Annotated in this window: 15 protein-coding genes; 13 read left to right on the top strand and 2 right to left on the bottom strand. The window is 64.8% G+C overall.

The genetic code is table 11. The features are described 5' to 3' along the window. From rplI to ACIQ2E_RS06480, 10 genes are all read left to right on the top strand, one after another. Positions 1-270, top strand: a 270-nt coding sequence (rplI, locus tag ACIQ2E_RS06435; RefSeq protein WP_398327820.1) for a 50S ribosomal protein L9, incomplete at its 5' end; no start/stop codon positions are given. 130 nt (positions 271-400) lie between these two features. Next, positions 401-1,816, top strand: a complete 1,416-nt coding sequence (gene dnaB, locus ACIQ2E_RS06440) for a replicative DNA helicase (protein WP_398327823.1) — start codon at positions 401-403, stop codon at positions 1,814-1,816. A 60-nt stretch (positions 1,817-1,876) separates the two neighbouring features. After that, the gene (locus ACIQ2E_RS06445) at positions 1,877-2,146 is read left to right on the top strand and encodes a hypothetical protein (RefSeq protein ID WP_398327826.1); all 270 of its coding nucleotides are present in this window, start codon (positions 1,877-1,879) and stop codon (positions 2,144-2,146) included. Continuing rightward, positions 2,143-2,571, top strand: coding sequence for a type II toxin-antitoxin system VapC family toxin (locus tag ACIQ2E_RS06450; RefSeq protein ID WP_398327829.1), 429 nt, complete (start codon positions 2,143-2,145; stop codon positions 2,569-2,571). Before ACIQ2E_RS06445 ends, ACIQ2E_RS06450 begins: the two co-directional genes overlap by 4 nt. 72 nt (positions 2,572-2,643) lie before the next feature. After that, positions 2,644-2,871, top strand: coding sequence for a hypothetical protein (locus ACIQ2E_RS06455; protein ID WP_398327832.1), 228 nt, complete (start codon positions 2,644-2,646; stop codon positions 2,869-2,871). Then, complete coding sequence (locus ACIQ2E_RS06460) at positions 2,864-3,142, top strand: type II toxin-antitoxin system PemK/MazF family toxin (RefSeq protein WP_398327835.1); 279 nt, start codon at positions 2,864-2,866, stop codon at positions 3,140-3,142. The genes ACIQ2E_RS06455 and ACIQ2E_RS06460 overlap by 8 nt, the downstream gene beginning before the upstream one ends. 82 nt (positions 3,143-3,224) lie before the next feature. Beyond that, positions 3,225-5,156, top strand: a complete 1,932-nt coding sequence (gene mnmG, locus ACIQ2E_RS06465; RefSeq protein WP_398327838.1) for a tRNA uridine-5-carboxymethylaminomethyl(34) synthesis enzyme MnmG — start codon at positions 3,225-3,227, stop codon at positions 5,154-5,156. A 73-nt stretch (positions 5,157-5,229) separates the two neighbouring features. Further along, positions 5,230-6,003, top strand: a complete 774-nt coding sequence (locus tag ACIQ2E_RS06470) for a hypothetical protein (RefSeq protein WP_398327841.1) — start codon at positions 5,230-5,232, stop codon at positions 6,001-6,003. A 29-nt stretch (positions 6,004-6,032) separates the two neighbouring features. After that, complete coding sequence (locus ACIQ2E_RS06475) at positions 6,033-6,635, top strand: chorismate lyase (protein ID WP_398327844.1); 603 nt, start codon at positions 6,033-6,035, stop codon at positions 6,633-6,635. A gap of 96 nt (positions 6,636-6,731) precedes the next feature. Then, positions 6,732-7,256, top strand: a complete 525-nt coding sequence (locus ACIQ2E_RS06480; protein ID WP_398327846.1) for a hypothetical protein — start codon at positions 6,732-6,734, stop codon at positions 7,254-7,256. Here the strand turns inward: ACIQ2E_RS06480 and ACIQ2E_RS06485 are convergent. Together ACIQ2E_RS06485 and ACIQ2E_RS06490 are read right to left on the bottom strand one after the other, a co-directional pair. Beyond that, the gene (locus tag ACIQ2E_RS06485; protein WP_398327849.1) at positions 7,208-7,756 is read right to left on the bottom strand and encodes an RNA helicase; all 549 of its coding nucleotides are present in this window, start codon (positions 7,754-7,756) and stop codon (positions 7,208-7,210) included. The genes ACIQ2E_RS06480 and ACIQ2E_RS06485 overlap by 49 nt on opposite strands. Before the next feature lie 142 nt (positions 7,757-7,898). Then, positions 7,899-8,444 (bottom strand): SprT family zinc-dependent metalloprotease, encoded by a 546-nt coding sequence (locus ACIQ2E_RS06490; protein WP_398327851.1) that lies wholly within the window; start codon positions 8,442-8,444, stop codon positions 7,899-7,901. A gap of 72 nt (positions 8,445-8,516) precedes the next feature. Here ACIQ2E_RS06490 and ACIQ2E_RS06495 point away from each other — a divergent pair, with 72 nt between their 5' ends. The 3 genes from ACIQ2E_RS06495 to ACIQ2E_RS06505 all read left to right on the top strand — a co-directional run. Next, positions 8,517-8,936, top strand: a complete 420-nt coding sequence (locus ACIQ2E_RS06495; protein ID WP_010305659.1) for a membrane protein — start codon at positions 8,517-8,519, stop codon at positions 8,934-8,936. A gap of 13 nt (positions 8,937-8,949) precedes the next feature. Then, complete coding sequence (gene ligA, locus ACIQ2E_RS06500; protein WP_398327854.1) at positions 8,950-11,067, top strand: NAD-dependent DNA ligase LigA; 2,118 nt, start codon at positions 8,950-8,952, stop codon at positions 11,065-11,067. Positions 11,068-11,228: 161 nt separating this feature from the next. Continuing rightward, on the top strand, positions 11,229-12,782 hold a 1,554-nt coding region (locus ACIQ2E_RS06505; protein ID WP_398327857.1), incomplete at its 3' end, for a choice-of-anchor I domain-containing protein.

Consider the following 12,782-nt stretch of genomic DNA (forward strand, 5'->3'; position numbering starts at 1 on the left):
GCCCTCAAGGCTGAGGCCGTGGCCTTCCGCACCGCCCTCGACACCATCGGCCGCTTCACCGTGAAGAAGCAAACCGGTGGCGACGACGTGCTGTTCGGCACCGTGACCAACGGCGACGTGGCCGAGGCCATCGAAGCCGCCACCAAGAAAGAAGTGGATCGCCGCGACATCACCGTTCCCGAAATCCACCGCACCGGCACCTACAAGGTGCAGGTGAAGCTGCACAGCGAAGTAACCGCTGAGATCAACCTGGAAGTGGTGAGCCACTGATCTGCACGCACCAACCAGGCGTTGCATCCCGTGAAGCTCACGGGACAATGACGATCCCCTTCGCCGCCAGGCCCCGCAGGGTCTGGCGGTTTTTTGTTCCCCACCACCCCACTTCGGCCTCCCCTCCGCCATGGTGAGCGTTCCTCTCAGCAACCTCGAGCCCGAGGAGGGTCAGGGCCGCCGGCCGGGCTCCCGAGGCCGGCCCCGCGATGAGGCCAGCTTCGAGGCGATGCCCGATGGCGTGCCGCCGCAAAACCTTGAGGCCGAGGAAGCGGTGCTCGGCGGCATCCTGCTCGACCCCGACGCCATCGGCCGCGTGGCCGATGTACTGCAGCCGGAGGCTTTTTATCTCACGGCCCACCGCGAGATCTATCGCACCGCCCTGATGCTGCACGGCCAGGGCAAACCCACCGACCTCACGGCGATGACCGCCTGGCTGGCGGACACCGGCGCCCTCGAGAAGGTGGGCGGCAGCGGCCGGCTCGTGGACCTGGTGGAGCGCACCCTCTCCACCGCCTCGATCGACCAGGTGGCGCGCCTGGTGATGGACAAGTTCCTGCGCCGCCAGCTGATCCGCTCCGGCAATGAAGTGATCCAGCTGGGCTTTGATCAGAGCAAGCCGATGGAGCAGGTGCTCGATGAGGCCGAGCAGAAGATCTTTGCCATCAGCCAGGAGAAACCCAGCACCGGCCTCACCCCCACCGCCGAGATCCTCACCGCCACCTTCAACGAGATCGAGAGCCGCTCGCTGGGCACCGCGGTGGCCGGCATCCCGGTGAACTTCTACGACCTGGACGCCATGACCCAGGGGCTGCAGCGCAGCGATCTGATCATCATTGCCGGCCGCCCCGCCATGGGCAAAACGGCGATCACGCTCAACCTGGCCAAGAACGTGGCCCAGCTGCACAAGCTGCCGGTGTGCGTGTTCTCCCTGGAGATGAGCAAGGAGCAGCTCACCTATCGCCTGCTGGCGATGGAGGTGGGGATCGAAAGCGGTCGCCTGCGCACCGGCCGGCTGCAGCCGGAGGAATGGCCGCTGCTCGGCCAGGGCATCAGCACCCTTGGCCAGATGCCGATCTACATCGACGACAAACCCAATGCGGGCGTGCTGGAGATGCGCTCGCTCTGCCGGCGGCTGATGGCCGAATCCGGCAAGGAGCTGGGGGTGGTGGTGATCGACTACCTGCAGCTGATGGAGGGCGGCGGCTCCGACAACCGCGTGCAGGAGCTCTCCCGCATCACCCGGGGCCTCAAGCAGATGGCCCGCGAGCTCAACGTGCCCGTGATCGCCCTCTCCCAGCTCAGCCGGGGCGTTGAGGCGCGCACCAACAAGCGCCCGATGCTCTCCGACCTGCGGGAATCGGGCTCGATCGAGCAGGACGCCGACTTGGTGCTGATGATCTACCGCGACGAGTACTACAACCCCGACACGCCCGATCGCGGCATCACCGAAATCATCGTGACCAAGCACCGCAACGGCCCGGTCGGAACGGTGAAGCTGCTGTTCGAGCCGCAGTTCACCCGGTTCCGCAATCTGGCGGCGTGAGCCCTCAGCAGACCAATCGTAATACAGCTAAATTGAACGTATTACACGAGGCTGGCGGCTATGGCCCTCACTGTGCGGCTCGATCCCGAAACAGAGCACTGCCTCGATGAACTCTTGGCCGGCAGCGACCAGGACAAAAGCTCACTGGTGCGTGAGCTAATCCGTGAACGCTGGCAGCAGCAACAGAAGCAGCCCACCATCACCGAAAAGCTGGGGGGGCATCCCGACCACTTCCTGGACACCCTTCCTGCGGGGAGCTCCGAGCGCTCGAGGCGCCGCCAGCTACTGGCCGACCGTCTGGCGCTGCGCGCCGAGGGCCGCCAAACGTGAGAAGGATCCTTGTTGATTCCGGCATTCTGCTGAGCTACTACCAGCGCAGAGAGCCTCTGCACGCAGCCGTACTTGCGTTCTTCGATCGGACGCCAGCACAACTCATCACCTCTCCAATCTGCGTGGCAGAGGTGCTTTGGCTACTCGGCGATCCCGGTGATTCCAGAGCGCTCGCAGCCCAGAACCATCTGCTCAGAGCCGTGAGCACCGGCAGCATTGAAGCCGCTCCCCTCGAGCCAGCGGATTACTCACGGGTGGCCGATCTCAACGAGCGCTACGCGGATCTACCAGGCGACTTCGCTGATCTCACCTTGGTCTGCCTGTCTGAACGGCTACAAATCGCAGAAATCCTTACCCTCGACAGCGACTTCGAGGTGTACAGGCGCTTCCGGCGCGAACCCTTTCAGCGTATCCAGCTCGGCTGAGAGCGATCGAGCTGGCATTGCCACCAGCACAAAGCGTTTCGTTATGCCACCGGCGGTGCGCCTTGTTGTGCCGTGGCCAAGCAGAGCGTGCCTGTGCGTGTGGAGCCTGAACTCGTGCGCTGGTTCCGGGAGGAAGCGCACATTCCCTTGGGCGAGGCCGTGAACGAGGGCCTGCGGGAACTGCAGCAGCGGCTGCTCAACGAACAACTGCAGCAGCGCATCGACCAGGAACTGGCCGAAGGCGAAGCACTGGTGAGCGAAGCGGATCTGAGCTACTGGGATCAGCTCAGCGATGTCTGAGATCTCGGAAGTTTTTGAGCCAGGCAGCGTGCTGATCCGCCGGGCTGAGCGAGAGGGTGGCGACGGAAAGCTGCGCCCATGCGTGGTGATCTCCAGCTCAGCCAGAGGACGAAACGCAACAGCGGAGACCGTGCTCGTGGTGCCACTGACCTCAGACACCGATGGGAAGCAGCGCTTGCCCACGCCGGTGATCGCACCGGATCCGGGCAATGGCCAACTGCAGCGTTCAGCCGCCCTGTGCGGACGCGTGAGCTGCGCCGCGTGCGGCTAGGGGTGGCTGCGGTGATCGGCCTCAGCGACCTGCTCACAGCAGCAAGCATCGAGCGAGCATCACGGCCATAGAGAATTGGCTGATGGTCTTCAGCACCCCGCCTACCGAGCACTTCGACGTGATCGTTGTGGGCGGCGGCCATGCGGGCTGTGAAGCGGCGATCACCGCGGCCCGGCTGGGCTGCTCCACCGCACTCTTTTCGCTCAATCTCGATCGCATCGCCTGGCAGCCCTGCAACCCGGCCGTGGGCGGCCCGGCCAAGAGCCAGCTGGTGCATGAGGTGGATGCCCTCGGCGGCGTGATCGGACGCCTGGCGGATGCCACAGCCCTGCAGAAGCGCATCCTCAACGCCAGCCGCGGCCCGGCGGTCTGGGCCCTGCGCGCCCAGACCGATAAACGCCAGTACGCACGCCAGATGCTGCAGCTGCTGCAGCACACCCCCAACCTCGCTCTGCGCGAGGCGATGGTGACCGGCCTCGAGGTGACCGGAACACCCGGCGAGAACGCCCGCATTGCCGGGGTGAGCACCTACTTCGGCAGCACCTACAGCGCGGGCGCCGTGATCCTCACCGCTGGCACCTTTCTGGGAGGCCAGATCTGGGTGGGCAATCAATCAATGAGCGCAGGGCGCGCCGGTGAACAGGCCGCCGAAGGCCTCACCGAGGCGCTTGAAGCGCTCGGCTTCCAGATGGGCCGCCTCAAAACCGGCACCCCCGCCCGGGTGGATCGGCGCAGCATCGCTCTCGATCAACTGGAGGAGCAGCCCAGCGACGCGCACGGGCGCTATTTCTCCTTTGATCCAGCCAGCTGGGTGAGCGGCGAGCCGATGAGCTGCCACATCACCCGCACCACGGCAGCCACGCATCAACTGATCCGCGACAACCTGCACCTCACGCCGATCTATGGCGGCTTCATCGACAGCAAAGGCCCGCGCTACTGCCCCTCGATCGAAGACAAGATCGTGCGCTTTGCCGATAAGGACAGTCACCAGATCTTCCTGGAACCGGAAGGGCGCGACACCCCCGAGATCTACGTGCAGGGTTTCTCCACCGGCCTGCCGGAGCGGCTGCAACTGGAGCTACTGCGCACCCTTCCCGGCCTGGAGCAGTGCGTGATGCTGCGGCCCGCTTATGCCGTCGACTACGACTACCTACCAGCCACCCAGCTCAAGCCGTCCCTGGAAACCAAACGGGTGCAGGGGCTCTATTCCGCTGGCCAGCTTAATGGCACCACCGGCTACGAGGAAGCCGCGGCCCAGGGCCTAGTGGCGGGCCTCAACGCTGTGCGCCAGCTGCGCAGCCAGGAGCCGGTGCACTTCCCGCGGGAAGGCAGCTACATCGGCACGATGATCGACGACCTGATCACCAAGGATCTGCGCGAGCCCTACCGGGTGCTCACCAGCCGCAGTGAATACCGGCTGGTGCTGCGGGGTGACAACGCCGACCGGCGCCTCACACCCCTGGGCCGCGAACTCGGCCTGATCGACGATCGCCGCTGGGAGATCTACACCCGCAAACAAGAGGCCATCGCCAACGAAACCCAGCGCCTGGAGACGGTGCGGCTCAAGGTGAGCGATCCAGTCGCCGCAGCCGTGGTGGAGCAAACCGGCGCGGCGATCAAGGGCTCGATCACCCTGGCGGACCTCCTGCGCCGTCCGGGTTTCCACAGCGCCGATCTGGTGCGCCATGGCCTGGCAGATGCCGGCCTGCCCGGCGACGTGCGCGAGGGCGCCGAGATCGACATCAAATACAGCGGCTACCTGGCCCGCCAGCAACAGCAGATCGATCAAGTGAAAAAGCAGGAGCACAAGGCCATTCCCGCTGGGATCAACTACAGCTCCATCGCCACCCTCTCGCGCGAGGCGCGCGAGAAGCTCGAAGCGGTGCAGCCCCTGAACCTGGGGCAGGCGTCCCGGGTGCCGGGGGTGAGTCCGGCGGATGTGACCGCTCTGATGCTGTGGCTGGAGCTAGAGGCTCGCCGCCAGAAGCTCGTCAACAGTGCCCAGGATCGATAAGGTGCGGCTCAACACCAGAGGCGCCAGCCCGCCGCGGCAATTCCGTACAGGCTGAACAGATTTCACCGAAGCCTTGAGCGCGTCCCGTCCCGCCAACACCTCAAGGGCCTACTGGGAGCTCAAGGCGGAGCAGGTGATGGATCGGGTGTTTGAGAACGCCGGCCGCAGCAGCGCGGCGCCGCTCCCCGCCCACCAGAGCGCACCAGCTCCACAGCAGATCAGCGCGGCAGAACACGAGCCGATCGAGGTGGAGGTGCGCGAGAGCCACTGGCTCCAGCAGCTGAAGCCCTGGCAGCTGGCCGGAGCGGGGTTGGCCTGCATGGGCCTGCTGGGCGGGCTTGGCCTTTGGCATGGCTGGAGTGAAGCCCGCAACGACCTGCGCCAGGAGCGCAATCTGCGCCTGCTCGAAGGCATCCGCAACCTGGAAAGCGCACCCACCCTCACAGAGGGCGCTTCGCCCACCCCCGCGGGCGACAGGCTACCGCCGCCACCGCCGAACGAACCCTGGATCGAAGACCTGGGCCGGCTCGAGGGGGGATCGCCCACGGCGGTGGCTCCCCTGCAGGTGCCCCTCACCGGCACCCTGCAGGCTCCGGCACCGGCAGCCACCGCCAGTGCACCGGCTCCGGCCAGCTCCGGAGGGGCAGGCCCCGAACTCCTGGGGGTGGTGCAGATCCCGGGCAAACCGGGCTCCGCGATCTTCCAACTGGGCGGCAGTTCCACCAATGCGCTGGTGGGCGACATGATCGGCGGCAGCGGCTGGAAGTTGGTGTCCACCAGCGGCGACAGCGCCGTGATCGAACGCGGTGGAACCAGCCGCCGCGTCAGCATCAGCAGTGGTTTCTAGGGGGCCTGCAGGTCCTCAACCCTGCGCCGATGCCCCCTTCTGAGCTCTGGCCCTCACCGGTTCCGTTGTGGCAGGCAGCCCCTGAGGCCGTGGCAGCTGGGCTCTGCGGCGAGCGCACCGGGGATCCAAGCGTGCTGAGTGGGCCCTGGCGGCTGTTGCTGCTAGGGGACGGCAGCCCCACCCGGCACCTGCAGTCGCTGACCGGCGTGGCGGTGGATGTGGAGGTGATTGCCATGGAAGCTGACGCCGACCCCGGCAATGAGGCTCCAACAGAAGTGAGCGAACTGGAGCTGCCCTTGCTACGCCGCCAGGTGTGGTTGCGCTGCGGCAGCCAAACCCTGGCCTGGGCAGAGAGCTGGTGGAACCAGACCGAAGCCGAGCGCCACCTGCAGGAGCGCAACCAACCGATCTGGCGGAGCCTCACCGCCAAACGGGCCGAGCTCTATCGCGAAGTGGATGGCCTGGCGCTTGTGGAGGCCCCGGCGCTAGTGGCGGGATTCGGCCATCCAGGGCCCTACTGGAGCCGCCATTACCGCTTCTTCCGCGGCGGCCGCGAACTCACCGTGATCCGCGAGGTGTTCTCCCCAGAACTCGAACGCTGGCTCGGGCCCGCGCAACACACACCTTCATAACGTTTCCCAACAAAGGCTACGAGTGGCTACAAAACCAACTTGACAGGTTGCGCGGGTATGTGCTGAGCCCAGCATGGGTTCACTTCTCAAAGGCCCATGCTTCATCTGATCCGCGGCAGCCAGCCCCCGCCATCGGCGGCGAGCGAGCCCCAATGGCTGTCCCTCACCGACCTCGGCCGCATTTACGGCATCTCAGCGGTGCATTGCGGACGCCTGCTCAGCGAAGCGGGCCTGCGCGATGCCAACGGCCAACCCAGCCGCCATGCCTTGCGCAGCGGCTGCGCCATCCGTGGCCATCAGCCCCATGCCCATGGCCCCACCCAGTGGCATCGCAGCCACTGCCAGGCCGTGTTTCAACGGGCGGGGCTGGAGCCCATCCAACACACCACCCTGGTGCAGCAGTGGGCTGAGCTGCTCAGCGCCCTCACCGAAGGATCACCCTCGATCAGCACCAGCGCTGCCGACATGGCAGAAGACCTGCCCGGTGAGCTGGTTGAGCCGGTCAACGCCGAGCTGCGCCACATCGGTTGCAGCTTTCAAGTGGCCGCGCGCGGCCACGCCCGCCACCACCGTCAGTCGGAACGGCGACGCGAGGAGCGCGGCACAGCACGGCCGCTCTGAATACGCGGTGCGGGCTCCATGGGCTCTTCCAAAGGGGCCCCAACACCCGCATCGCGTCGCTGCCAGCGACTGACGCTGAAGCTGTCGTCATCCGGCCAGCCCTCCGCGTCAACCACAGCGGACGGGCGGGCAAGCTGCCGGCGGGAGATCGCCTGCAGCGGTTCTCGCCGCGACGGGCGTGATTGAGGCTGGGGTTGCTGCCGGGGCTGGGGCTGCTCCCAGGACTCACGCCAGCCCTCTTCGTCTTCCAGAAGCCAATCGAGCTTGTCTTCCACCCAACGGCCGAGGTGGTCGAGTTTCAGGCCACCGGCGCGGCCACCGGGCCGTGAGCCGGGTCGCGCACCGGAGACGCCATCCACCAGCTGCCGGCCTGCCGACACCCACTGATCGAGGCGCTGCTCCAGGCGCGGTTCATTGCGGGGCTCTCCGCGGCGAACGCCACGGCGCTCGGGGCGGTCATCGGGGCGCTCATCACGCCAGTCGTTGTAGGCATCCACCATCACGCCAGGCTAAAGGCGCCGCCAGGGGCGATCAGCGCTGCAGCCGACGACCGCGCAGCCAACGCTCCCGCGCCAGCCCAACCAAGGCGATGCTCACCCCGCTCCACTGCAGTGCCCACAACGCGGTGCCCATCGCGGCAACCTAGGCGGCCGTTGGCGTGAACACCAGCTGGCAGCTGGCATGCCAGCGCCCGCCGTGGAAACGCTCACAGCACAAGCGGCAGGCCACTCCAGGCCTCCGGCGCCGATAGGGCGAGGTCAATCCACAGCTGGGGCATGACGCCAGCCAACGGGCCGGTTCGCTGGGCACTGGAAAACGATGGCGCACGCTCACCTCAAACGTCTGTTGCGCAGCGTTGATCGCCGCCATCCGAGCCCGGAAGTGGGGGCCATGCACCTCATCAGCCCGCACCACGCGATGCACCCAGGCGTGGATCATTTCGTGGCAGAGGGTGCTGAGGGTGGCCTCCAGGGGCAAGGGCTCCAACAGCGGCCGCGACAACACGATCTCGCTGATGGAGCGGCCCTGGCGGTCATGCCCGAAGCGATACAACCCCGCGCTGCGGCGCATCCGGCCATCGCTCCAGCGCACGTTCACCAGCGCCTGGCCATCAGGGCTGGCCAGCGATCCTTCGAAATGTTCGCGGTTCAGCCGATGAAACAGCGGCAGCAGCGGAACAAGGGGCACGCTCAGGGCTGACTGCAGCCGCAACAGTCTGGCTGGTCCTGCAGAATCACCCCCACTCCTCCCCGCGCGCCCATGGACGGACAACTGGTGCAGTCGATTGGCACCAAAGCCCTGCTAGCCGGCGCCGGCACGCTGCTCCTCTATTGGACGATCAACGCCGTGAAGTTGGTGTTGAACGCGCGCGGGATCAATCCGGTGATCAAGCAGTTCTTCACCCAGGTGGCCTCGGGCCGGGTGGATGCGGCCTACTTGCTCACCACCAAGAACTACCGCTCCCACGTGAACCGACAGCAGTTCATTCGCTTCCTGGCTGGGCTGCAGCTGAACAAATACCGCAACCTCAAGTCGGGCCGGCCTCGCATCCAGGAAGACCAGATCACCCTCACGGTGAAGCTCAAGGCCGAAAACAACGATGAGCTGCCCCTCGACTTCACCTTCGTGAAAGTGGAGGAGGACTGGAAGGTGGACCGCATCCAGAAAGCCGCGGCCTGATCGAGCGCCACCCGTGAGCAGCACCGCAGTCGACCATCGCGCCAGTGAACTGCGGCAACTGCTCAACCGCGCCGCGCATGCGTATTACGTGCTGGATGCTCCGGACATGGAGGATCCTGTTTACGACCGGCTTTACCGCGAGCTGCTCGAACTCGAAGCAGCGCATCCTGAGCTGATTACGCCAGACAGCCCCACCCAGCGCGTGGGCGGGGCACCGGCCCAGGGCTTCCAGAGCGTGCGCCATCGCATCGGCCTGCTCAGCCTCGATAACGCCTTCAACACCGAGGAACTGGATGCCTGGTACGGGCGGCTCCTCAAGGTGCTTGACCGCGAGCCGGCCGAGGGGAGGCCCATCCCAGCCTTGCCGATGGTGGGTGAGCTGAAGATCGACGGCAACGCCCTGGCGCTCAGCTACGAGCACGGCGTGCTGGTGCGAGCCGCCACCCGCGGCGACGGCGAACAGGGCGAAGAGATCACCGCCAACGTGCGCACCATCGGATCCGTGCCCCTGCGGCTGCAGCTCGAGAGCCCACCGGAATGGCTGGAGGTGCGCGGTGAGGCCTTCATCCCCGATGGCACCTTCGCTGCCATCAATGCGGAACGGGAGGCTCGGGGGGAAGCCCTGTTCGCCAACCCCCGCAACGCCTGCGCCGGCACCCTGCGCCAGCTCGATCCCAAGGTGGTGGCGGCGCGCCGTCTGGATTTCTTCGCTTACACCCTGCATCTGCCGCCGAGCTGGCACGCCTCCGGCACCGATGCACCGTTGCCATCAAGTCAATGGGAGTCGCTGCTGTGGCTGAAGGCCGCCGGTTTCAAGGTGAATCCCAACGCCGAACTGCTGCCGGATCTCGCCGCTGTGGAGGCCTTCTTCGAGCGCTGGGATTCAGGGCGCCGCCAGCTGGATTACGCCACCGACGGCGTGGTGGTGAAGCTCAATGATCTGCAGCTGCAGGATGCGGCCGGCTTCACCCAGAAGGCGCCGCGCTGGGCGATCGCCCTCAAATACCCGGCTGAAGAGGCCCCTAGCAAGCTGCTGCGGCTGGCCTGCCAGGTGGGCCGCACGGGTGTGGTGACCCCTGTAGCCGAGTTCGAACCGGTGCCCCTGGCCGGCACCAGCGTGAGCCGCGCCACCCTGCACAACGCCGATCGCCTGGCAGAGCTCGACCTCCACGCCGGCGACACGATCGTGGTGCGCAAAGCCGGCGAGATCATCCCGGAAGTGGTGCGGGTGCTGGCAGAGCTGCGCCCAGCTGGGGCCCACCGGCTCGAGCTGCCCCACACCTGCCCGGAGTGCAGCTCGGAGCTGGTGCGCGAAGAAGGAGAATCAGCCACCCGCTGCGTGAACAGCAGCTGCCCGGCGATCCTGCGCGGCGCTCTGCGCCACTGGGTGAGCAAGGGGGCCCTGGATGTGGATGGGCTCGGCAGCAAGCTGATCGAGCAGCTGGTGGATCGCGGCCTGGTGGGCTCGATCGCTGATCTCTACCGGCTCGATGGGGCGCTGCTGGCCAGCCTGGAGCGGATGGGCAGCAAAAGCGCCGACAACCTCGTGGCCGCCCTGGACGCCTCCAAGAGCCAGCCCTGGCACCGCCAGCTCTACGGCCTCGGCATCCACCATGTGGGTGAAGTCAACGCCAAAGCCCTGGCCTCGGCCTTCCCAAGCGCCGCAGAGCTGGCCACAGCCGCCACCGAAACCCCGGAACTGATCACAGCCGTGTATGGCATTGGCGGCGAGATCGCCCAAAGCCTGCAGCAATGGTTCTCCACACCGGCCAACCAGGCGCTGCTGAGTGAGCTCGAGCGCCTGGGCTTCTCCCTGGCCAGCAGCGAGGAGGAACTTGCGGCGGCAGCCGAGCGGGGCTCAGCCAACAGCTCCCTGAGCGGGCAAACGTTTGTGCTCACCGGCACGCTGCCCTCCCTCAGCCGCAGCGAAGCCAAGGCGCTAATCGAAGCCGCGGGCGGGAAGGTGAGCGGCTCGGTGAGCAAGAAAACGAGCTACGTGGTGGCCGGCGAGGAGGCCGGCAGCAAGCTCAGCAAGGCCGAGAGCCTGAGGGTGACGGTGCTGAACGAGGAGGAATTTCAGGCCCTGCTGAGCAAAAGCAATCACAACGAAGAGAAAAACAATCACCCATAAGCAACGAACAAGCCTCAGCCAACGCGGCATTAATCTCTAGATAAGCTTGAGTGCCGTCTCTTAACCCCAACGTAGTTCACGCTACAGCCAGACGTAGGCTGCGACAGGTGGGCTTAAAGGGTTGAGGGCCAGATTGGGATTAACTGTTAACGGCTTTCCCCGTGACAATCAACTTGCTTTCGAGCATCGACCTAGGCGGCGCTGAGATCTCTTCCTATGCGAAAGAGCACGCCGTTGCCCTAGTGATCACAGGGGACAACAACCTTGTGCTGGTTAACTACAAAGACCCAGCCAATCCGTCAGTGATTACAAGCCTGATCCTTGACGGACAGGCACAAAGCGTTGATGTCGCCGGAAGCCTTGTTGCCGTTGCTGTTGCGGACGCAAACGACTCCAAAGCTGCGAACGGTCATATTGAGTTCTATAGACTGACTGGAACAGGCTCGTCATCAACACTATCAGCTCTTGGCAAGGTCACAGTGGGAGCACTGCCTGACTCGCTGAGCTTCAGCGGTGACGGGAAGAAGCTCGTTGTTGCCAACGAAGGTGAAGTCATCGACTCCACCACGACAGACGCTGCAGGCACAATTTCGATTATCAATACAGCGAATTTCACTGCAAGCACCACTAACGTCTCTGGCTTTACAGTCCAGACCGTCAACTTTGAAGCGTTTAATACTCAAGCCGAGAAGCTGAACTTGCAAGGCATCCGCATTAGCGGCGGCAGTCAAGGCTCCACTGTGGCACAGGACATCGAACCAGAAGCGATTGCCGTGCTCGGCAACACAGCTTGGGTGACTCTGCAGGAGAACAACGCTGTTGCTGAGATCAATCTGAGCACCGGTCAGCTGACCAAGGTCTGGGGCCTTGGTATCAAGGATTGGAGTCGCGGCACGCCAGAGGTCGCCAACCTCGACTTCACCATCACCTACCCCGATGGCGGCAACGGAAACATTCGTCCCGACTTTGACAAAGACGGAAGCATTGACGCCGGCGAGGTAACAGCAGGTGGACTCTCAGGCGCGTTCTTTGCCGGCATACAGGACGGCAGAGAGATCTTCTATGTAATTACCGACCGCGGCCCTCAGGCCGCAAACATCGGTCAACGAGCAAACGATAATCCCAACGACGCCAATAAGGGCCAAAAGATCTTCGACGATCCGGACTATCCGATCACCATCTACAAGCTGGCGCAGACCGGAAGCGGATTCGAACAGCTGGAAGCGATCACTCTCAAAGTGCCCGACGGTGCAGGGGGCTTCCGCAACGCCACCGGCATCGGCGCGCTGACCAATCACGACAAAGCCTTCCAGCTAGTAACTGCCGGCAACGGCATCCAGGGAAATGCAGGGCAATACAACGTTTACTCGGAAGTTCCCAGGGATGCCTTTGGGATAGATACAGAGTCGGTCAACTGGATCACGGTCAACGGTATCAACGGCGGCAAGCCAATGTTTGCCGTTTCGGATGAATATTTCCCTCAGATTGCTCTGTTTGATGCCGCCAGCGGAAAACTGGTGAAGCGGTACATCCCTGAAGGCAGTGTTTTTGACGAGATTACGTACAACCCTGGTCGCGGTGATGACAGCTCCTTCACCCAGGCGACTCTGCCTGAGATTTACGGCGATCGCTGGGCTAACCGAGGCTTCGAAGGCATGGCCTTCAACAGCAAGGATGGCCTGCTCTATGCCTTTGTGCAGAGTCCGCTGCGACCG

This window comes from Vulcanococcus sp., from assembly GCF_044369115.1.
GTDB lineage: Bacteria > Cyanobacteriota > Cyanobacteriia > PCC-6307 > Cyanobiaceae > Vulcanococcus.